Raw genomic sequence first — 19,383 nt, 5'->3', positions numbered from 1 at the left:
GGACGCAAGTCACGCCCGGGAAACCGGGCGTGACTTCTCCGACGTTCACTCGGATTAACCCGATCGCTGGCACTCGAAGGTGACGACATGGTCACCGTGTTGCGGCGCGCGGCCAAATGCATAGTCGCCGGTAACGACGATATCGACGAAGCCGGCGGCCTGCAGCGTGAGCACCATTTCCTGAACACCCCACCAGCGCATGGTGAAGAACTCGAGCTCGCTCGATACCAGCCTCCCCACTTGCCAGAGGTCGTAGCGCAGGTGCGATACCGTCGTCTGGCCGATGATGTCCGTCTTTACCCGCTGGCTGTTCAACGTCAGCAGGTCGCCCGTCTCCGTCTGCCAGCTTCGGATATTGGGTTGCAGGTCCGCGACCATGTCGTTCGGATAGAGATCGAAGATCAAACGTCCGGCAGGCGCCAGATGATCGTGGAAACGTCTCAGCACCGCGCTCGCCACCGCATGATGGCCGATCAATTGCAGGGAGCCGGCCGGAACGACGATCGCATCGAAGCGCTGCTGGTAGGTAAAGCTCTCGAAGGTCTGGCGCGACAATGCCGGGGCAAACCCGCGCTCGGCACATTGGGCCCGGCAGTAATCGAGCATGTCTTCTGAGGCGTCGAACCCGCACACATCGAAGCCGGCTTCCAGCAATGGGATCAGCGCCCGGCCGTTGCCGACCGCAGGCTCAAGGATCGGCCCGGCACAGCCTTCGAGCCGCGCCCGATAGTATTCTACGTCGCCGAAGGACTTTCCAATATATTTGTCTAAATTATAAACATGAGAGGCAAGTCTGCCATATGTATTGTTCACGATACCCCTGCTCCCGATCAAAACCAAAGCAACGTGCCGCTTTATACAGGAGCACATGAACGGGAGATGTTGTTTGCCAGCCACGCCGACGGATTATCGCGGCTCCGTCCGTTGATCCGCAAGGCGATGCATCGGGCAGCCCGTCCCGGCTTTCCGGGACGGTGCTCTGCTCAACCGGGCAGACGGCAGACGGCGCCAACGAGCCTTGCGACTAGCGGGCGGACGAGCAACACGCAAACGAAGGCGACGGGCATGGCGAGCAGGTAGGAGCCGATCACGCGGGCCGGATACCCGGCATCGATGCCGGTGTTGGCGCCGACGATGACGCAGCACATCAAGAACGCCATGATCGCCGACATGAAGAAGGCGAAGGCGATGGGCGCCGTGCGCGGCGGCAGCTTGCGGCTGCGCGCGAGCCGCGGAGCGGACAGTGTATCTTCCATCAGAAACTCTCCTGAAATGACCGAGGGGACCATCCCCTCGCTTCGGGCCGCACTATACGGATCACGCGTCGGCGAGGTAGGCGGTTGCAACCTCCGTCAGAGATAGGCAAAACCATCGAATATTCACAAACATTCGATGGATGACATTATGGACACGCTGCGCGGAGTGGAGAGTTTCGTCAGAAGCGTCGAAGAGGGCAGCATCGCCGCGGCCGCGCGCAAGCTGGGGATCACGCCTGCATCAGCAAGCCAGAACATCGCGCGGCTGGAGCGGTCACTTGGCAGCCGGCTGCTGAGCCGCACCACGCGCCAGCTTGGCCTGACCGAGAGCGGCCGGATCTATTACGAGCGGGTGCGCGGTATCGTGCACGAATTGGAACTAGCGGCCGCAGCCGTCTCCGCGCTCAGCACTGAGCCGCGCGGACAGCTCAAGATCGCCTCATCGGTCGCCTTCGGCCGCCATGTCGTGGCTCCGCTCGTGCCGTCCTTCGCCGCGCGGTATCCCGATGTCTCGATCGAACTCGTCGTCACCGACCGGGAAATCGACCATATCGGCGAAGGCATCGACATCAGTGTGCGCTTCGGCCTGCAACTCGAACAGGGCCTGATTGCCCGCAAGCTCGCTTCCGTGCCGATGATCATCTGCGCCGCGCCATCCTATCTGGAGCGACGCGGCCGGCCGCAACGGCCCGAAGATCTCGTCCACCACGATTGCCTTGTCTATCGCTATGCCGGGCACGGTCGCATCTTTCGCTGGGCGTTCAACCGCGACGGCCTGCGCTTCGAACCGGAACTGAAAGCGACGATTGTCAGCAACGACATCGACACGCTCGCGGAAATGGCGATCGCCGGCGCCGGCATCACCCGTCTTGGCGCCTTTATCGCAGCACCGCTGATCGAGCAGGGACTGGTGGTGCCGCTCTTCGGCGGCGTGCCGCGCGAAGGCGTGGCCAATACCGACCACGAACCTTTCGACTTCTACGCCTGCTTTGCCGACCGCCAGGCCGAGACTCCGAAAGTCAGAGCCTTCATCGAGCACGCCGTGCAATCGTTGAAGGGACGCTGGTAGGCGTCAAACGCCAGCGACCGCCGCGGGTACCGCATTCCCGTGCGCGACTTCGCTACGGAGCCGCTCAGCTTCGCGCCGCTGCTTCAGCCGATGGCCGACTTCGACGATGGCATGGATCGCCGGAATGAACTCCAGACCGAGTTCGCTCAGGCTATACTCCACCGAGGGCGGCGAAGTCGGGACGATCCGTCTGTCGATCGCACCCTTTTCCTCGAGCTCCTTCAGCCGCGTGCTCAGGACCTTTGCCGAAATGCCGGGAACATCGATCCTGAGTTCGCTGAAACGGCGCGGTCCGGCGCTCAAGGACCAGAGGATGTTCGGCGTCCAGGCGCCGCCGAGCAACACCATGCATTCGCCGACCGGGCAGGTGGGCGGCAAGGCCGCAGCCCGATTTTTCCGGACTTTCAAGCTCATGGGCAAATTTTCCAGTTACCGTCGGGAAACCGGAAAAGGAGGTAACATAAGGTTATCTGATATACAAAGGTTATCGCTTGCGCTTAGGTTCCCACGTCTTCGATAGGAGACGATGATTTCAGCAAGGAACTTGGTCATGAAGCTTTACTACGCCCCCGGCGCCTGCTCGCTTTCTCCCCATATCAGCCTGCGCGAAGCGGGCGCCGACTTCGAGATCGTCAAGGTCGACACCGCGACACACCGCACGGAAACCGGCGCCGATTTCAAGGCCATCAACCCAAAGGGTTACGTGCCCGCGCTGGTGCTGGAGAGCGGCGATGTCGTCACCGAAGGTGCAGCGGTCGTGCAATACATCGCAGATCGCTTTCCGGCAGCAAAGCTCGCACCGGCCAACGGCACGCTGGAGCGCACCCGCCTGCACGAACAGTTGAACTTCATCTCGTCCGAATTGCACAAGGCATTCTCGCCACTGTTCAGCAAGACGGCGAGCGCAGAGGCGAAGGATGCGGCCGCGGCCCAGGTGGCGAAGCGCTTCGGCAATGTCGAAAGCCTGCTTTGCGACGGGCGCCCCCATCTGCTCGGCGAGACCTTCTCGGTTGCCGACGCCTATCTCTTCACCGTCGTCAACTGGGGCAGCGTCACCGGTGTTTCGCTTGAGCCCTGGCCGCATCTCACTGCCTACATGAAGAGGATCGGCGAGCGGCCGGCGGTACGCGCCGCGATGCAGGCCGAGGGGTTGATCGCGGCATGAGCAGCACACCGAATGATCCGCAATTCTCGGCCATCATCGAGGTGCTGCAGCGATACTTCGACGGGCTCTACCGAAGCGACACCAGCATCCTCAGGCAGGTTTTCCACCCGAAGGCACTCTACGCCACAGCGACGGATGGCACCTTGCTCGAACTCGATATGGACAGGTACTTTCCGATCGTCGACAAGCGCCCTTCGCCCGAAAGCCGAGGCGAGGAACGCGCAGACCGGATCCTTTCCGTCGAATTCGCCGGGCCGGTGACGGCAATCGCCAAGGTCCAGTGCGCCATCGGCGAGAGGGCCTTCACCGATCTCCTGTCGCTCGTCTTCGTCGACGGCCGCTGGCAGATCATCGCAAAGGTCTTCCACTACGACCTCAAACCTTCCACATGAGGAGAACTGAATGCCCTACGTGAACATCAAGATCACTCGCGAAGGAGCGACCGCCGAACAGAAGGCCGCCCTGATCAAGGGTGTGACCGACCTGCTTGCGACGGTGCTCGCCAAGGATCCGGCCAGCACCTTCGTGGTGATCGACGAAGTGGCGCTGGAAGACTGGGGCGTCGGCGGACTGCCGGTCGCAGAATATCGACGCCGGGTCAGGACCAAGTCGTAGGAAGGACAAGCCCTCTCCCCGCAAACAGGGAAGAGGCAACCCGGTCGCCGGACGACGAACGCGCGTCCGGCGACCGCCTTTGCGCTTGATCCCCATCGGCAGGCTCTCTATCTCATTGTCTCCCGCCGCATTGATCCCGGAGACGCATCTTGTCCGTATTCAGCAACCTCCCCCAAGCTCCCGTCGCTGCAAAGAAGCCGGTGAGCGACACGCGCCACGGCATTGCCCGCACCGACGACTACGCCTGGCTGCGCGCGGACAACTGGCAGGCGATGTTCCGCGATCCGTCCATCCTCGACCCGGAAATCCGCAAGCATCTCGAAGCCGAAAACGCCTATATGAATGCGGCGATGGACGACACCAAGGCGCTGCAGAAGACGCTGTTTGCCGAGATGCGCGGCCGGATCAAGGAAGACGACAGCTCGATCCCGGTCAAGGATGGCCCCTTCGCCTATGGCCATGCCTATGTTACCGGCGGCGAACAGCCGCGCTACTTCCGCATTCCGCGTGACGGCGACCACAAGGACGAGACGATCCGCCAACTCCTGCTCGACGGCGACAAGGAAGCCGAGGGCAAGGCCTATTTCCGTCTTGCCGGCCTCGACCATTCGACCGACCACAGCATCGGCATCTGGGGCTATGACGACAAGGGTTCGGAATATTTCACGCTGCGGGTTCGCGATCTCTCAACCGGCGAGGACATGGCCGATGTGATCGAGAACACCGGCGGTGGCGGCGCCTGGGCGCCCGACGGCAAGAGCTTCTTCTATACCGTGCTCGACGACAACCATCGCCCTTCGAAGATCTTCCACCACGTGCTCGGCACAGCCCAGGCCGAAGACCGGCTGGTCTACGAGGAAGAGGACCCGGGCTTCTTCATGTCGGTCGGCGGCTCGCTGCTCGACGACTTCATCTACATCGACATCCATGATCACGAGACCAGCGAGTATCGGCTGCTTTCGACCAGCGACCTCACGGCCGAGCCGAAGCTCGTTGCCGAACGTGTCGTCGGGCTTGAATATTCTATGACCGAAGGCGGCGACGTCTTCTACATCCTGACCAACGCCGACGGCGCCAAGGATTTCAAGATCGTGGAAGCGCCGGTCAATGCACCGGGCAAGGAGAATTGGCGCGAGATCGTGCCGCACAAGTCCGGTACGCTTATCCTCAGCCACATGGCCTATGCCCGCCATCTCGTCTGGCTGCAGCGGCGCGAAGGACTGCCGGAGATCGTCATTCGCGACCGGAAGACCGGCGAGGAACATGCGATCGCCTTTGCGGAAGAAGCCTATTCGCTCGGTCTTTCCGGTGCTGCCGAATACGACACCGACGTCATCCGGTTTTCCTATTCATCGATGACGACGCCGTCGCAGCTTTTCGACTACGACATGGCAACGCGCGAGCGCACGCTGCTCAAGACCCAGGAAGTGCCCTCCGGCCACAACCCGGACGACTACGTGACCCGCCGCGTCTTCGCGCCATCCTGGGACGGTACCGAAGTGCCGGTGACACTGCTCTATCGCAAGGACACGCCACTCGATGGTTCTGCTCCCTGCCTGCTCTACGGCTATGGCGCCTATGGCATCACCATTCCCGCCGGCTTCAACACCAATTGCCTGTCGCTCGCCGACCGCGGCTTCGTCTATGCGATTGCCCATATCCGCGGCGGCAAGGACCGTGGCTTTGCCTGGTACGAAGACGGCAAGATGGCCAAGAAGACCAACACCTTCAAGGATTTCATCGCCGCCGCTGACTATCTGAATCAACAGAAGTTCACGTCCTACGCAAAGATCGTCGCCGAGGGCGGTTCGGCCGGCGGCATGCTGATGGGGGCGATCGCCAACATGGCTCCGGAGAAATTCACGGGCATCATCGCGGCCGTGCCCTTCGTCGACGTGCTCAACACCATGCTCGACGACACGCTGCCGCTGACCCCGCCGGAGTGGCCGGAATGGGGCAACCCGATCGAAAGCCGCGAATTCTACGACATCATCGCCGGCTACTCGCCCTACGACAATGTCGACGCCAAATCCTATCCGGCGATCCTTGCACTCGGCGGCCTTACCGATCCGCGCGTCACCTATTGGGAGCCGGCAAAATGGGTCGCGCGGCTGCGTGAGAAGACGACGGGCAGCGCGCCGATCCTGATGAAGACCAACATGGATGCGGGCCACGGCGGCGCCTCCGGCCGCTTCCAGCGGCTCGAAGAGATCGCCTTCGAATATGCCTTCGCGATCAAGGTCGCCGGCAAGATGTAACTGGAGCTGGATGAGGGACGTGTATGCGGTTTTCCGCATACACCCCCCGCTTCCTATTGTGAAAATCGACCGCGGTGATGGTTTTGGGTCCAGCCGCCAAAAATCATCGTGGTCCCGGAGGTCCCGCCATGCCCGTCCATGTCGCCTTGCTGCGTGCCGTCAATGTCGGCGGCACAGGATCGCTTCCGATGGCCGACCTCAAGGCGATCTGCGAGGGGCTCGGCTTTGCCGACGTCAAGACCTACATTCAGAGCGGAAACGTGCTGTTCCGCTCCGATCTGCCGGCGGCGGCAGTAGCCGCGATGCTGGACAGCGCCCTTCAGGAAAAGCTCGGCAAGGCGCCGGGCGTGATGATCAGGACCGGCGCGCAATTGCAGGTGATCGCCGATCAGGCCCCCTTCCCGAACGCCCGTCCCAATCTGCTGCTGGTCGTTTTCCTGCGTGAGCCGGCGCCGGCCGACGCGCTCGACAAGCTCGTGGCGCCCGATGGCGAAGAAGCCCAGGTTGCCGGAGCCGAGATCTATATCCACTTCCCGAACGGTTCCGGCCGCTCGAAGTTCAAGCTGCCGGCCGCAAAAGCCGGCACCGCGCGCAACCTCAATACGGTGCGCAAGCTCGCCACCCTGGCGCTTGAGATGGAAGGCTGACGCTCCGCAAGGCCCCATTCCGGACGGAAAACCGCTTCACCTTCTCCTGGAATTGCTCACACCGCCGGCTGGAACAGCAGCCGGACGAAGGACCGAAGCACGAGCAACTGCTGCGGCAGGCTTTCGGGCTGCTTCAGCGCCTTCGACAGGATGATGCCGCCTTCGAGCACGGTCGAAACCATATCGGCGAGCTGGTCGACGTCCAGCGGCTCGCGCGGCCGATAGACGCGCATGATCTCCTCGAACATCGCACCGAAGCGCCGGCGCCACATCAGCGCCGCCTGCCGGTTGATTTCCTGGATCTCGCGATCGAAGGCCCGCTCCTGGGTGCACATGACTGCGACCAGGCAACCTGGATGGCCGTTCGGCAAATCAGACAGAGTTTCGGACAGCAGCTTCAGGCCGAGCAGAAGAGCCTGCAGCGGATCATCGGCCAATTGATGAGCCCGACCAAAGATTTCGTCGTAGATGCGCTCGTCGTTCTCGATGTAGCGTTCGAGCAGCGCCCGGGCGAGTTCATTCTTGTCCCGGAAATGGTAGAAGAAGCCGCTCTTGGTAATGCCGATCTCGGCGATCAGTTCGTCGATCGAGGTCGCGCCGAACCCCTTCGCCAGCACCGCGGCCTCAGCGGTGTCGAGGATTCTCGCTCGCGTTTCCTCACCCTTTCGCATTAGCCGCTGCCCTACCATTGGTGCGGTTTCCGACAGCGAAGGGGTCACCAGCCGGTGACGCCGTGACGGAACCAACGCAGTAAGTGACTGATTTCACTAAAGTATGCGGATATATTAGCAATAGTATACCTTAAGTCGTCTAGTTTAGAAGACGATAAAAAGGCAGTAATTTAGCTGGTTCTGCGGGATTGGAGGTGTCCCCGGGCCTCATCAGCAAGACTGAACCGGTGGAGACCGATATGGCCAAATACCGACGGAGCCTGCCGCTCTTGAAGGGTGGACTCTTCCTAAGCGACGGCGGCATGGAGACGACGCTGATCTTCCACGAGGGCGTCACGCTTCCGCATTTCGCAGCCTTCGTAATGCTTTCCACGGCCGACGGACGGCGTCGGCTGCTGAGCTACTATGCACGCTACCTCGCGATCGCTCAGCAACACGGCACCGGCTTCGTACTCGACACGCCCACATGGCGTGCGAGTTCGGATTGGGGCGTAAAGCTCGGCTACAACGACGAGGCACTGACCGTCACGAACCAGAACGCAATCTACATGCTCACGGAACTGCGCGGCGAGTATGAGCGGCCGCAGGCGCCGATCGTGCTCAGCGGAGCGATCGGACCGCGTGGCGACGGCTATCGCTTGGGCCGGATGGTGCCCGACGAGGCCGAGGACTATCATTCGCCGCAGGTCTCAGCCTTCGCCGCCAGTGATGCGGACATGGTGAGCGCCTATACGCTGACCAGCGTTGACGAAGCGATCGGCATTGTCCGTGCGGCCCAGAGCCATGGCATGCCCTGCGCCATCTCCTTCACGGTGGAGACAGATGGCCGGCTGCCGGATGGCCGCAGCCTCCAGTCCGCGATCGAGACCGTCGACGCGGAGACCGGCGGCTACCCGCATTACTACATGATCAACTGCGCCCATCCCGCTCATTTCGAGACGAGCCTGGACGGCCGCAGTCCATGGACTGATCGCATTGCCGGTATCCGGGCCAACGCCTCGATGATGAGCCACGCCGAACTCGACAATAGCGAAACGCTCGATGCCGGCGACCCCGCCGACCTCGGGCGGCGGTACAGAACACTGACGACGCATTTGCCACGATTGCGCATCCTCGGTGGCTGCTGCGGCACCGATCATCGCCATATCGCGGCAATCTGCGAGGCCTGCCTTCCTCCGACGGCGCTGAGCGCCTGAGGTACGGGGCCTCGCCCTCCCGGCCCTCTCGCGAGTAATCGCGGGAGGGCGCCGCTTTTTCGGCGTTGACGTTTTTTGGTCGATGCGACCCAAAATCTTCGCGATCTCGTGTAGACTTAGGCCGAAAGGACGGCCCCGGGGTATCCCGGCAGACGCCGTTTGACCGCTTGATCATGAACTACGTTCCCCCCTCACCGACCGGAAACACCGAAGCCTTCGCCTTCGACAATAGCTATGCGCGCCTGCCGCAGCAGTTCTTCGCGCGCGTCGAGCCCACCCCTGTCGCCGAACCCTGGCTGATCAAGCTCAACAAGCCGCTCGCCGAGGAGCTCGGGCTCGATGTGGCCGCACTCGAGCGCGACGGTGCGCAGATCTTCTCGGGCAATCGCGTGCCTGATGGCGCCGAACCGCTCGCCATGGCCTATGCCGGTCACCAGTTCGGAACCTTCGTGCCGCAACTTGGCGACGGCCGGGCGATCCTCATCGGCGAAGTGATCGATCGCAACGGAAAGCGGCGCGACATTCAGCTGAAAGGGCCGGGACAGACACCGTTTTCGCGCCGCGGCGACGGGCGTGCGGCTCTCGGTCCGGTGCTGCGTGAATACATCGCCAGCGAAGCGATGTTTGCGCTCGGCATCCCCACGACGCGGGCGCTTGCTGCCGTCGTCACCGGCCAGCCGGTCTATCGCGAGCAGATCCTGCCCGGCGCCATCGTCACGCGCGTCGCCGCCAGCCACATGCGCGTCGGCACCTTCCAGTTCTTCGCCGCGCGCGGCGACATGGCCTCGGTGAAGATTCTCGCCGACTACGCGATCGACCGGCACTATCCCGAGATCAAGGACGAGGAGCGGCCTTATCTCGCCTTCTTCAAGGCGGTGAACGCGCGTCAGGCGGAACTGATCGCCCGCTGGCTGCATGTCGGCTTCATTCATGGGGTGATGAACACCGACAACATGACGATATCCGGCGAGACGATCGACTTCGGCCCCTGCGCCTTCATGGATGCCTACGATCCCAAGAAGGTGTTCTCGTCGATCGACCAGATCGGCCGCTATGCCTATGCGAGCCAACCCGCGATCGGCCAATGGAACCTCGCCCGCCTGGCCGAGACCCTGGTGCCGCTCTTCGATGATAACGCGGATACGGCGGTTGAACTGGCCAACGATGCGCTCGGCGAATACGGCGCAATCTTCCAGCGCCATTGGCTGGACGGCATGCGGGCCAAGATCGGGCTGGCCACGAGCGAAGAAGGCGATCTCGACCTTGTGCAATCGCTACTGACCGCCATGCACAAAAGCGAAGCCGACTTTACCCTGACCTTCCGCCGGCTCTGCGAGAGCGCACGCGATCCCGCAGCCGACGCGCTGCTGGGCTCTTCGTTCGCCTCCGCCGCGACGATTGAGCCATGGCTTCAGGACTGGCGTCAACGGCTTGGCCGTGAAACGATGACGCCCAAAGAGCGCGCGGCGGCGATGAAGACCGTGAACCCCGCCTACATCCCCCGCAATCACCGCATCGAAAAGGCGATCGCGGCAGCGACCGAGGAGGCCGACTTTTCGCTGTTCGAGGCGCTGGTTGACGTGACCGCGAAGCCTTACGAGGATCAGCCGCGTTTTGCCGCCTACCAGGAGCCACCGAAACCCGAAGAGGAAGTGCAGCGAACCTTCTGCGGCACGTGACGGCCTCCGCATTCACGCTTGCTGAAGCGGCATCGCCTTGTAGCGATCCCGCGCGGCTCCTCCAATCCTGATTCACCGAAACGCTCTATCTTCTTGTTTTTGCACGTTGCGAAGGAAGCGCCCCTTTTCGCTGCCAGCAGGTGCCGGCGACGTGCGTGTCAGCTTCGCCGTCCGACCTCTCAGCACCTTGAGCACAACCCCATCGCATACCCCTAAATTTCCGCGTTGCGGAATTGTGGCTATTGAAAGGCAGGTGCCGCGCGTTAGGTGCTAGCGGTAACGGCGCGCCAAACGCGCCGTTGCCAACCTGGCTGCCGCGACGTCGATTGCGACCGCCGACTCCGAAACCGACCTGTCTCACGCGGCCCCGAACGGGGACCAGCGTCATGGAAAAAACGGTGTCGCGGCACTGTGCTTCAATGCGGGAGTTTGCATCATGCTCATCCTGACAGCCATCGTGTTCGCTCTCATCGGCCTCGTGCTCGGCGGCGGCGGGGTCAAACTGCTGATGCTTGGCGGCAGCCCCTTTTATCTCGTCATCGGCATCGGTTTCCTGCTGACGGCCGTACTCCTGTTCAAGCGAAAATCGGCAGCGATCTGGCTCTATGCGTTCATGATCCTTGGCTCGCTCGGCTGGGCAATCTCGGAGGTCGGCTTCGACTGGTGGCAACTCGGTCCGCGCGGAGGCGTCATCGTGCTCCTGGGGCTCTGGCTGCTGCTGCCTTCCGTCCGTCGGCCGCTCGGCTTCGAGAGCCCAACGGGCGAACGCTATGCGGTGAGCGCCTGGCCCTTGGCGATTGCCGTACTCCTCGCGATCGGTGTGGCCGGATATGCACTGACGCTGGATCCGCACGATATCCGCGGAGATCTGCCAAGCAATGTCGTTGCCGCCGACCCTCCGCTCGGTGGCTCAGTGCCCCCGGGTGAATGGCACCAATACGGGCGAACCCCCTTCGGCCAGCGTTATTCGCCGCTCGACCAGATCACGCTTGACAATGTCGCCAATCTGAGGGTCGCCTGGCAATACCAGACCGGCGACGTCAAACGACCGGAGGATGTCGGCGAGACGACCTATCAGGTCACGCCGCTCAAGGTGAAGGATACGCTCTATGCCTGCACGCCGCACAATTGGGCGATCGCCCTCGACGCGGCGACCGGCGAGGAAAAATGGAAGTATGATTCCAACTCGGGCATGAACCCCGACCGGCAGCACCAGACCTGCCGCGGCGTCACCTATTGGTCCGATCCCACCGCAGCGCCCGGCAGCCCCTGCGCCGAGCGGGTCTATCTGCCAACCTCCGATGCGCGCCTGATCGCCCTCGACGCGACAAACGGCTCCGTCTGCACCAGCTTTGCCGACAACGGCGTGCTGAAGCTCGAAACGGGCATGAAGTACAACCCCGCCGGCTACTATTATTCGACGTCCCCGCCGGTGGCGGTCGCCGGCAAGCTCATCATCGGCGGCGCAGTCAACGACAACTATTCGACCCAGGAACAATCCGGCGTCATCCGCGCCTTCGACATCAACACCGGCGCGCTGATCTGGAACTGGGACAGCGGCAACCCGGATGTGACGACGCCTCTTCCCGAGGGTCAGACCTACACCACCAACTCGCCGAACAGTTGGTCGGTCTTCAGCTATGACGAAGCCCTCGGCCTCGTCTACATTCCGATGGGCAACCAGGTGCCGGACCAACTCGGCATGGGCCGGAGCGAGCACGTCGAGAAATATTCCTCCTCGATCGTCGCGCTCGACATCAACTCGGGCGCAGTGCGCTGGGTGCGCCAGACCGTGCATCACGATCTCTGGGACATGGATGTGCCAGCGCAACCGGCCCTGCTCGACATCACCAAGGAAGACGGCACGGTCGTGCCGGCGCTGGTCGGACCGACGAAACAGGGCGACATCTACGTGCTCGACCGCAGAAGCGGCGAGCCGATCATCCCGGTCGAGGAAGTCCAGGCGCCGGGCGGGGCGATCCGCGAGGATTTCACGGCGCCGACCCAACCGGTCTCCGGCCTCACCTTCATGCCCGCACCGCTGCGGGAGAAGGATATGTGGGGCGTCACGCTCTTCGACCAGCTTGCGTGCCGCATCGAGTTCCGGTCGCTGAAATATGAGGGGCGCTACACGCCGCCGTCGCTCGAAGGCACTCTGGTCTATCCTGGCAACTTCGGCACCTTCAATTGGGGTTCCGTTGCGGTCGATCCGGAACGGCAGGTGATGTTCGGCATGCCGACCTATCTCGCCTTCACCTCGCGTCTCGTGCCCCGCGATCAGGTCCCGCCGAAGGGCCAGGACGAGAAAGGTTCGGAACAGGGCCTCAACCGCAACGATGGAGCGCCCTATGGCGTCTTCATGGGCCCCTTCCTCGGACCGCTCGGCATTCCCTGCCAGGCGCCGCCATGGGGCTATGTCGCCGGCGCGGATCTTCGAGCCGGCAAGATCGCCTACAAGCACAAGAACGGCACCGTCGAGGACATGACGCCATTACCGCTGCCGTTCAAGGTGGGCGTACCCGGCATCGGCGGGCCTATGATCACCAAGGGCGGCGTTGCCTTCCTGGGCGCTGCGGTCGACGACTATCTGCGCGCCTATGATCTGACGACCGGCCGACAGCTCTGGGAAGCGCGCCTGCCCGCCGGTGGCCAGTCGACGCCGATGAGCTATGCGGTGGGCGACAAGCAATATGTGCTGATCGTCGCCGGCGGCCACGGCTCGGTCGGCACGAAGCCCGGCGATTACATCATCGCCTACACCCTGCCGTGAAGCGCGAGAGGCATCCCTAAATCTCGCTAGAGGGTTGCAAAAGCAAGCTCCGCGCAAGCCCGCGACAGCAGCTTCCCCCGGACGACAGATTCCGGGGGATTCCCATGAAGATCGACAACAGCATCTCGAACTACTACTTCTCCCAGCGCCGCCAGCAGATGGGCACGGTTTCGCCGATCGAGGAGACCGGGACAGACGCGCGCCCGCGCCAGGCCCCAACGGTTGCGCCGCCCTCGACATCAAGCGCGCTCTCCAACGCCCTGTGGGCGACCGCGACCCGCGAGGAAACCGGAACCGCCTCGATCACGGGCCAGAAAGGGGCGGCACCGTCAGGAAACTCGGTCAGCAACGAGTTCCTGAAGCGGTCGAAGATGAGCCTGGCAGAGCAGATCCGCGCTCAAATCCTGGAATCGCTTGGCCTCAACGAAGAGGATCTCAAGGCGATGGATACCGAACAGCGGAGGGCAGTCGAGGACGAAATTCGCCGGGGAGTCGAACGTGCGATGGGTGTCGAGAAACAGCGTGACAACGCAGCCACCGACATTGCCGACAGCGGCAGCGACATCGCCTGACAGAGCCTTGTGGACCTCGGGCAGGACGCACGACTTGTCCTGCCCTGACCAAGGATGGTATTCAGCGGTCCCCAAAAGAGGACCAAGACCCGTGCGCCTGATCCGTTAGCGACGCTCACCGACAGAAAACTACTGACGCCACGACCGCTTTTCGGCGGCTTTTGGCATGGCTTTTTCTGGCCGCGTGAACGCCTGACGTCGATATGACCGCTCACCGGCCACCGCTGGGATCATCTTCATGACTACGAAAAACGGATTTGTTTCCGAAACCGGAAGCCTTCGCGCCGGTCCCTTCGACCTTGGCTATACGATCGAAGGCAGCGGCATGCCGCTGCTCGTCATCGGCAGCGCCATCTACTATCCGCGCACCTTCTCCAAGGCGCTTCGCGAAAAGCTGCGCCTGGTCTTCGTCGACCATCGCGGTTTCGCACCGGCCCGGGGCGAATATGCCTCTGGCGACATCGGCTTCGAGACGGTGCTTGCCGACATCGACCGGCTGCGCGCGCATCTCGGTCTCGAGCGCTTTGCGATCCTCGGCCATTCCGGCCATGGCTACATGGCGCTCGAATATGCCAAGCGGCATCCGGGGCACATCAGCCATCTTGTTATGGTCGGTACCGGCCCGAGCCATTCTGCCCGCCATATGGCCGTCGCCGACCGGATCTGGGAGGAGACCGTATCGCCTGAGCGCAAGGCAACCTTCGAGCGGGAGATGGCCGCGCTTGGCGCGGACATAGCAGCCCGGCCGGAGGAGCGCTTCAAATCGCTGCTGATCCGGCTTGGCGCCAAGAGCTGGCATCAGCCGGACTTCGATGCCGCGCCGCTTTGGCTTGATGTCACGGTCAACAACGCTGTCTTCGACCATCTCTGGGGCGAGGTCTTTCGCGATATCGATATCCGCAAGGGGTTGAACGCGCTGACGGCGCCCGTGCTGTTGGCCCTTGGCCGATCGGACTATCTCGTTGCTCCAGCCTCCACCTGGGACGAGTACCGGGGGGACTTCGCTGACCTGACGGTGCGAACCTTCGAGGAGAGCGGGCATACGCCGCAACTGGAAGAAAGCGATCACTTCGACGAGGTGCTGCTCTCGTTCCTCGGCAAGGACCCCGGCTAGGCCGGGCCGGAATTACTTGCCGTCGGGAGGGGCCCGTGTGGGCCCTTCCCTCACCCCGCCATTGACACAATGCAGCACGCAACTATCTATTGCTCCAGAAGCTATAGGTTTGAGGCGAGCATGTATTCCATTGGCGATCTCTCCCGGCGCACCGGCGTCAAGATTCCGACGATCCGCTATTACGAGCAGATGGGGCTGATCGCGGCGCCCGAACGCTCCGAAGGCAACCAGCGGCGCTACGAGAAAAGCGAACTCGAGCGGCTGGCATTCATCCGTCACGCGCGCGACCTCGGCCTGTCGATCGATTCGATCCGCGACCTGCTCGCCCTCAGCCAGCATCCGGAGCGTCCCTGCGGCGAGGCCGACCGGATCGCCAGCGAGCACCTGGCGACCGTTCGCGAAAAGATCGCCAGGCTGAGAAAGCTGGAGCAGGAACTGGAGCGCATCGTCGCCTGCGACGGCAATCACACGGTGGGTGACTGCTATGTGATCCGGGCCCTGGCCGACCACTCCATGTGCGAGAGCGAACACTGAGGCGGCGCTCCAAAAAATGCGGGGCGCGATCGATGGTCGAAAAATCCCCGTTGACAAAATCGCGAAAACGAACAATCTAGCGCCCATGATCAAGAACGCACCCATTTGCCGCGTGTATTTTTGGCTGTTCCGATAGGAGCGGCCTGCTGATCATATTCAACAAGGCCGCCATCAGGCGGCTTTTGTTTTTCCGGCTCCTGATGGCGAAAAAAACCGAGGAGCCCAGAAATGCTACAGACCGCCATCCCTACCCTTCACCCTGTCCCGTCGACACGACCGCCGATGGTCACGATCCGTTGCGCCAAGCAGCGTGACCTGCCGGAACTGCGCGACATGATCGCCGAGCTTTCCGCCCAACACGGCGACGCCGCGCCGATCACACCGGAACAGCTTGAGCGCGACCTCTTCGGCCGCACGCCCTGGATCACCGCGCTCGTTGCCGAGGCCGGCAACCGACTGATCGGCTACGCGATCCTGGTGCCGATCTACCGGGCCGCCGAAGGCGCGCGTGGCATGGAACTGCATCATCTCTTCGTTCGCCCTGAAAGCCGCGGCACCGGCATTGGCCGCCATCTGGTTGCCAAGGCGCGCGAGCAGGCGAAGATGGCCGGCTGCGACTTCCTTTCGGTCAGCGCCGCCACGGGCAATTTTCAGGCGCATCATTTCTACGAATCCGAGCGCTTCGTGCCTCGTCCGGTGACGGGCATGCGCTATATGCAGAAGCTTGGATGAGGATCGAACGATGCGTCTTGCGATCGTGCTCTGTGAAGGCTTCGCCGATTGGGAATGTGCGCTGTTGATGGCGGCAGCGCGTACGCACCTCGGTATAGATATCGACGTCGCCACCGCCGACGGTGCGCGGGTGACGTCGATGGGCGGGCTCGACGTCTCGGCGCATCTCTCCGTCGACGCGCTCGATCCCGCAGGCTTCGACGGGTTGGTGATCTGCGGCGGATCGATCTGGGAGACGCGTGAGGCTCCCGATCTCTCAGCAACGATCCGTGCTTTCGATCGCGACAGGCGCGTGCTCGCAGCCATTTGCGGCGGCGTCAACGCGCTCGCCACAAGCGGACTTCTCAATAGCATCGACCATACCGGCAACAGCGCTGAAAGCCTTGCAGCGCTGCCCGGCTATCACGGCAGGCAGCGCTACCGCAGTCAGCCACAGGCGCTGCGCAGCGGCCATGTCGTCACCGCTGCCGGAACTGCGCCGATCAGTTTTGCCGGCGAGATCCTGCACGGCCTCGGCCTCGGCTCGGCGGAACTCGACGGCTTCCTCGCGCTCTACGGACACGAGCATCAGGTGAACGAACGCGCCAGTGTCGGCTAGGAAACGCGTCCCGGGACGCGTTTCAGAATGGCGCCTGACAATCGCAATTTCAAGCGGACCCACGGGAGGCGGAAAGATGCACTCCCATCAATGGGTTAGAGCCAGTTCGAGATTTGATCGAGCGGTTTTTTTACTTTGCCGGCGACCGGGACGGTCGCATCCGGCGCGGGATAGCCGACAACCAGGATCAGGAACGGCTTTTCGCTTTCGGGTCTGCCGCAGATCTCGTTGAGGAAATTCATCGGCGCCGGCGTATGGGTAAGCGTCGCAAGCCCGGCATGGTGCAGCGCCGTGATCAGGATGCCGGTGGCGATGCCGACGCTCTCGTTGATGTAGTAGTTCTTCTTCAGGTCGCCCGGTCTGGGGCCGCCGCGCTTTTGCGAGAAGATGACGATCAGATAGGGAGCGGTCTCCAGGAAGGGCTTGTCATCATCGGTACCGAGCGGGGCCAGTGCGTCGAGCCATTCCTGCGGTGCCTTATCCCGATAGAAGATGCGCTCCTCCTCTTCCGCCGCGCTGCGGACCTTGGCCTTGATCGCGGCACTCTCGATGACCGTGAAGTGCCAGGGTTGATGATTGGCGCCGCTCGGTGCCGTGCCGGCCGACTTCAGACAGGTTTCGATGACCTCCCGCGGCACGGCGCGATCGCTGAAAAAGCGCGTGGTCCGGCGGCGGTTGATCTCTTCGTAGAAATCGGCGGCGCGCGTCGCCATCTCCTCGGGGGTGCGCTCGATCCACTGATCATAGGGCACGGTTTCGTGTGGGCGCATTCAGTCTTCTCCTCCCTGTCCTGCTGCGTCACGCGTCCCTCTCGACGCACGAAGATCGCTGCAGCACTTTGAATTCCTGCATGCTTCCCCTCTCGATCGGCGACGATCAAGCGAAGCATTCAGGACGAGTTGAGCGCGCCTTCAAGCGAAGATCAAGGGTCAGAGCGCCGGGATTGCCTTGAGATAGCTCGCGATCGCCTCCCGGTCGGCCGGCGTCAATTTCGCCATGTTCTTCTGCACCTCGACCATGGAGCCGCCGACGGAATCGAATTCCGGCGTGAAGCCGGTTTCCAGATAGGAGGCGATGTCCGATGCACTCCAGCCGCCGATGCTCTTGGACCCGGGCGTGATGTTGGGGATGCGGCCCTGGCCTTCCGGGTTTGGCGCTCCTGCAAGCCACTGCTCGGGCTCAAAGCCGCCAATTGCATTTCGCGGCGTGTGGCATTCGCCGCAATGGCCCGGTCCCTCGACGAGATACTGGCCGCGCGTGAGCTTCGGATCATTGCCGTCGACGCCGGCGCGCGGCTTGTCGGTGAGGAACAGCAGCTTCCAGCCACCGAGCGCTATCCGCATGTTGTAGGGGAAAGGCAGGTCGTGCGGCGGCGCCACGTCGGTGCTCTTTGGCAGGGTTTTCATGTAGCCCCAGAGGTCGTTGACGTCCTTCGCCGTCATTCGCGTGTAGGAGCCATAGGGGAACGAGGGGTAGAGATGTTCGCCATTGCGCCCTACCCCGCGGGTCATGGCGTTGCCGAACTCGGCAAGTGTCCACGCGCCGATGCCGGCGGTCTCGTCCGGCGAGATGTTCGGCGCATGGAAGGTTCCGAACGGGCTCTTCAGCGGCGCACCGCCGGCAAGGACCAGGCGCGCATCGCCTTCGGCGCCCTGTTTGGCATGACAGCTCGCGCAGCCGCCCGCCCAGAAGACCTGTTCGCCATTGGCGAGATCCGGTTCACCGAGCCCTTCCCAGTGGGAGGCACTCCATGGCGCCGGCTTCGTCAGCCACCAGAAGGCTGCTCCGCCGACGACGCCCAGCACCACAAGACCTGATATCAGCTTTCTCGTGCGACGACCCATTGTCACCCCTCGTGCCCTGCCGCAAACCGACGGGCCCCAAATACAGGTAGAGGCACGCGGCTCAAAGTCGCGTGCCTCCCATATTCAACATGATGCGAAATCGACGCCCGTCAATTCTTCTTCAGGCGGTAGCTCTCATGACAGCTGCCGCAGTCCTTGCCGATTCCACCGAGGGCAGCGCCAACGGCCGCCTGGTCAGCGGGGAGCTGGGCGAGAACGGTTTCGGCATCGGTGCCGAGCTTGACGGCCTTGGCCTTGAAGTCATCCAGGTTTTCCCAGATCTTCGGGCTCGCCTCGGTCTCGTGTCCCGTCTCCGAGCCGACCGGGAAATGGTCGGGGAAGGTCTTCATCGTTTCGCTGATCGTCGTCAGCGACGTTTTCACGACTTCGGCATCGTAGGGCTTCTCGCCCTTGGCAATGCCGGCAAGCGCGCCGGTCGCTGCACCGACCTTCTTCATCGCCTGCTGGCGAACCACCTGCGGCTCGTCGGCTGCGGTCACGGCAGTAACACCCAGGCCCGCAAGTGCGGCAGCCAACATCAGTGCGCGTATTTTCATCAGGATCTCCCGGTCAATCAAATCTGTTTGGCGAATCTGCCTGGCTAGCCTTCATGTCCAATGCGCCGGCATGATGTCATCTTGATTATCCAGCGGAAGTAACATT

The 19,383-nt window shown here is 62.7% G+C and carries 21 protein-coding genes; 14 read left to right on the top strand and 7 right to left on the bottom strand.

What is annotated here, in order from left to right; genetic code table 11:
- Positions 1 to 54: 54 nt before the first annotated feature.
- Positions 55 to 813: a class I SAM-dependent methyltransferase gene (locus LAC81_RS03560; protein WP_223726747.1), complete on the bottom strand. Its 759-nt coding sequence runs from the start codon at positions 811 to 813 to the stop codon at positions 55 to 57.
- Between the two features lie 170 nt (positions 814 to 983).
- Positions 984 to 1,256, bottom strand: a complete 273-nt coding sequence (locus tag LAC81_RS03555) for a DUF2798 domain-containing protein (RefSeq protein ID WP_223726746.1) — start codon at positions 1,254 to 1,256, stop codon at positions 984 to 986.
- 148 nt (positions 1,257 to 1,404) lie between these two features.
- Here LAC81_RS03555 and LAC81_RS03550 point away from each other — a divergent pair, with 148 nt between their 5' ends.
- Positions 1,405 to 2,325, top strand: coding sequence for a LysR family transcriptional regulator (locus LAC81_RS03550; RefSeq protein ID WP_223726745.1), 921 nt, complete (start codon positions 1,405 to 1,407; stop codon positions 2,323 to 2,325).
- Between the two features lie 3 nt (positions 2,326 to 2,328).
- Here LAC81_RS03550 and LAC81_RS03545 read toward each other — a convergent pair whose 3' ends face one another.
- Positions 2,329 to 2,739 (bottom strand): winged helix-turn-helix transcriptional regulator, encoded by a 411-nt coding sequence (locus tag LAC81_RS03545; protein ID WP_223726744.1) that lies wholly within the window; start codon positions 2,737 to 2,739, stop codon positions 2,329 to 2,331.
- A gap of 136 nt (positions 2,740 to 2,875) precedes the next feature.
- On the opposite strand from LAC81_RS03545, the gene gstA reads away from it, so the two are divergent.
- The 5 genes from gstA to LAC81_RS03520 all read left to right on the top strand — a co-directional run bounded on the left by gstA (position 2,876) and on the right by LAC81_RS03520 (position 7,010).
- A complete protein-coding gene (gene gstA / locus LAC81_RS03540) occupies positions 2,876 to 3,490 on the top strand; it encodes a glutathione transferase GstA (RefSeq protein ID WP_223726743.1) in 615 nt (204 codons plus the stop codon).
- Entirely contained in the window at positions 3,487 to 3,882 is a 396-nt protein-coding gene (locus LAC81_RS03535) for a nuclear transport factor 2 family protein (RefSeq protein WP_223726742.1), read from the top strand. The genes gstA and LAC81_RS03535 overlap by 4 nt, the downstream gene beginning before the upstream one ends.
- Positions 3,883 to 3,892: 10 nt before the next feature.
- Positions 3,893 to 4,105, top strand: coding sequence for a tautomerase family protein (locus LAC81_RS03530; RefSeq protein ID WP_223726741.1), 213 nt, complete (start codon positions 3,893 to 3,895; stop codon positions 4,103 to 4,105).
- A 149-nt stretch (positions 4,106 to 4,254) separates the two neighbouring features.
- Positions 4,255 to 6,363 carry a S9 family peptidase gene (locus tag LAC81_RS03525; RefSeq protein ID WP_223726740.1) on the top strand — a complete coding sequence of 703 codons (2,109 nt, stop codon included), beginning with the start codon at positions 4,255 to 4,257 and terminating at the stop codon, positions 6,361 to 6,363.
- A 128-nt stretch (positions 6,364 to 6,491) separates the two neighbouring features.
- Positions 6,492 to 7,010: a DUF1697 domain-containing protein gene (locus LAC81_RS03520; RefSeq protein ID WP_223726739.1), complete on the top strand. Its 519-nt coding sequence runs from the start codon at positions 6,492 to 6,494 to the stop codon at positions 7,008 to 7,010.
- A gap of 56 nt (positions 7,011 to 7,066) precedes the next feature.
- On the opposite strand, the gene LAC81_RS03515 is transcribed toward LAC81_RS03520, so the two are convergent.
- The gene (locus LAC81_RS03515) at positions 7,067 to 7,681 is read right to left on the bottom strand and encodes a TetR/AcrR family transcriptional regulator (protein WP_223726738.1); all 615 of its coding nucleotides are present in this window, start codon (positions 7,679 to 7,681) and stop codon (positions 7,067 to 7,069) included.
- A gap of 239 nt (positions 7,682 to 7,920) precedes the next feature.
- Between LAC81_RS03515 and LAC81_RS03510 the strand changes: the two genes are divergently transcribed.
- The 8 genes from LAC81_RS03510 (at position 7,921) to LAC81_RS03475 (ending at position 16,876) form a co-directional block, all read left to right on the top strand.
- Positions 7,921 to 8,877 (top strand): homocysteine S-methyltransferase family protein, encoded by a 957-nt coding sequence (locus LAC81_RS03510; RefSeq protein WP_223726737.1) that lies wholly within the window; start codon positions 7,921 to 7,923, stop codon positions 8,875 to 8,877.
- A 173-nt stretch (positions 8,878 to 9,050) separates the two neighbouring features.
- Positions 9,051 to 10,556, top strand: coding sequence for a protein adenylyltransferase SelO (locus LAC81_RS03505; protein WP_223726736.1), 1,506 nt, complete (start codon positions 9,051 to 9,053; stop codon positions 10,554 to 10,556).
- Positions 10,557 to 10,992: 436 nt separating this feature from the next.
- The gene (locus tag LAC81_RS03500; protein ID WP_419195801.1) at positions 10,993 to 13,326 is read left to right on the top strand and encodes a glucose/quinate/shikimate family membrane-bound PQQ-dependent dehydrogenase; all 2,334 of its coding nucleotides are present in this window, start codon (positions 10,993 to 10,995) and stop codon (positions 13,324 to 13,326) included.
- A gap of 104 nt (positions 13,327 to 13,430) precedes the next feature.
- Positions 13,431 to 13,898, top strand: coding sequence for a hypothetical protein (locus LAC81_RS03495; protein ID WP_223726735.1), 468 nt, complete (start codon positions 13,431 to 13,433; stop codon positions 13,896 to 13,898).
- A 238-nt stretch (positions 13,899 to 14,136) separates the two neighbouring features.
- Positions 14,137 to 15,012 carry an alpha/beta fold hydrolase gene (locus LAC81_RS03490; protein ID WP_223726734.1) on the top strand — a complete coding sequence of 292 codons (876 nt, stop codon included), beginning with the start codon at positions 14,137 to 14,139 and terminating at the stop codon, positions 15,010 to 15,012.
- 120 nt (positions 15,013 to 15,132) lie between these two features.
- A complete protein-coding gene (locus LAC81_RS03485; protein WP_113537884.1) occupies positions 15,133 to 15,546 on the top strand; it encodes a MerR family transcriptional regulator in 414 nt (137 codons plus the stop codon).
- Positions 15,547 to 15,774: 228 nt separating this feature from the next.
- Positions 15,775 to 16,278, top strand: coding sequence for a GNAT family N-acetyltransferase (locus LAC81_RS03480; RefSeq protein WP_223726733.1), 504 nt, complete (start codon positions 15,775 to 15,777; stop codon positions 16,276 to 16,278).
- 10 nt (positions 16,279 to 16,288) lie between these two features.
- Positions 16,289 to 16,876 (top strand): DJ-1/PfpI family protein, encoded by a 588-nt coding sequence (locus LAC81_RS03475; protein WP_223726732.1) that lies wholly within the window; start codon positions 16,289 to 16,291, stop codon positions 16,874 to 16,876.
- A gap of 95 nt (positions 16,877 to 16,971) precedes the next feature.
- Here LAC81_RS03475 and LAC81_RS03470 read toward each other — a convergent pair whose 3' ends face one another.
- The 3 genes from LAC81_RS03470 to LAC81_RS03460 form a co-directional block, all read right to left on the bottom strand.
- Positions 16,972 to 17,646, bottom strand: a complete 675-nt coding sequence (locus LAC81_RS03470; protein ID WP_113537887.1) for a nitroreductase family protein — start codon at positions 17,644 to 17,646, stop codon at positions 16,972 to 16,974.
- Positions 17,647 to 17,805: 159 nt separating this feature from the next.
- A complete protein-coding gene (locus LAC81_RS03465) occupies positions 17,806 to 18,720 on the bottom strand; it encodes a c-type cytochrome (RefSeq protein WP_113537888.1) in 915 nt (304 codons plus the stop codon).
- A gap of 110 nt (positions 18,721 to 18,830) precedes the next feature.
- Positions 18,831 to 19,277, bottom strand: a complete 447-nt coding sequence (locus LAC81_RS03460; protein WP_223726731.1) for a c-type cytochrome — start codon at positions 19,275 to 19,277, stop codon at positions 18,831 to 18,833.
- Between the last annotated feature and the right edge of the window lie 106 nt (positions 19,278 to 19,383).

Source organism: Ensifer adhaerens (assembly GCF_020035535.1).
Lineage (GTDB): Bacteria > Pseudomonadota > Alphaproteobacteria > Rhizobiales > Rhizobiaceae > Ensifer.
The sequence above is the reverse complement of the archived record's forward strand: the minus strand, read 5'-3'. Positions and strand labels throughout refer to the sequence as shown.

Excerpts from the sequence above, each read along its gene's own strand:
- LAC81_RS03555 (WP_223726746.1), bottom strand. The coding sequence starts at position 1,256 with ATGGAAGATACACTGTCCGCTCCGCGGCTCGCGCGCAGCCGCAAGCTG.
- LAC81_RS03550 (WP_223726745.1), top strand. The coding sequence starts at position 1,405 with ATGGACACGCTGCGCGGAGTGGAGAGTTTCGTCAGAAGCGTCGAAGAG.
- LAC81_RS03545 (WP_223726744.1), bottom strand. The coding sequence starts at position 2,739 with ATGAGCTTGAAAGTCCGGAAAAATCGGGCTGCGGCCTTGCCGCCCACC.
- gstA (WP_223726743.1), top strand. The coding sequence starts at position 2,876 with ATGAAGCTTTACTACGCCCCCGGCGCCTGCTCGCTTTCTCCCCATATC.
- LAC81_RS03535 (WP_223726742.1), top strand. The coding sequence starts at position 3,487 with ATGAGCAGCACACCGAATGATCCGCAATTCTCGGCCATCATCGAGGTG.
- LAC81_RS03530 (WP_223726741.1), top strand. The coding sequence starts at position 3,893 with ATGCCCTACGTGAACATCAAGATCACTCGCGAAGGAGCGACCGCCGAA.
- LAC81_RS03520 (WP_223726739.1), top strand. The coding sequence starts at position 6,492 with ATGCCCGTCCATGTCGCCTTGCTGCGTGCCGTCAATGTCGGCGGCACA.
- LAC81_RS03515 (WP_223726738.1), bottom strand. The coding sequence starts at position 7,681 with ATGCGAAAGGGTGAGGAAACGCGAGCGAGAATCCTCGACACCGCTGAG.
- LAC81_RS03510 (WP_223726737.1), top strand. The coding sequence starts at position 7,921 with ATGGCCAAATACCGACGGAGCCTGCCGCTCTTGAAGGGTGGACTCTTC.
- LAC81_RS03505 (WP_223726736.1), top strand. The coding sequence starts at position 9,051 with ATGAACTACGTTCCCCCCTCACCGACCGGAAACACCGAAGCCTTCGCC.
- LAC81_RS03500 (WP_419195801.1), top strand. The coding sequence starts at position 10,993 with ATGCTCATCCTGACAGCCATCGTGTTCGCTCTCATCGGCCTCGTGCTC.
- LAC81_RS03495 (WP_223726735.1), top strand. The coding sequence starts at position 13,431 with ATGAAGATCGACAACAGCATCTCGAACTACTACTTCTCCCAGCGCCGC.
- LAC81_RS03490 (WP_223726734.1), top strand. The coding sequence starts at position 14,137 with ATGACTACGAAAAACGGATTTGTTTCCGAAACCGGAAGCCTTCGCGCC.
- LAC81_RS03485 (WP_113537884.1), top strand. The coding sequence starts at position 15,133 with ATGTATTCCATTGGCGATCTCTCCCGGCGCACCGGCGTCAAGATTCCG.
- LAC81_RS03480 (WP_223726733.1), top strand. The coding sequence starts at position 15,775 with ATGCTACAGACCGCCATCCCTACCCTTCACCCTGTCCCGTCGACACGA.
- LAC81_RS03475 (WP_223726732.1), top strand. The coding sequence starts at position 16,289 with ATGCGTCTTGCGATCGTGCTCTGTGAAGGCTTCGCCGATTGGGAATGT.
- LAC81_RS03470 (WP_113537887.1), bottom strand. The coding sequence starts at position 17,646 with ATGCGCCCACACGAAACCGTGCCCTATGATCAGTGGATCGAGCGCACC.
- LAC81_RS03465 (WP_113537888.1), bottom strand. The coding sequence starts at position 18,720 with ATGGGTCGTCGCACGAGAAAGCTGATATCAGGTCTTGTGGTGCTGGGC.
- LAC81_RS03460 (WP_223726731.1), bottom strand. The coding sequence starts at position 19,277 with ATGAAAATACGCGCACTGATGTTGGCTGCCGCACTTGCGGGCCTGGGT.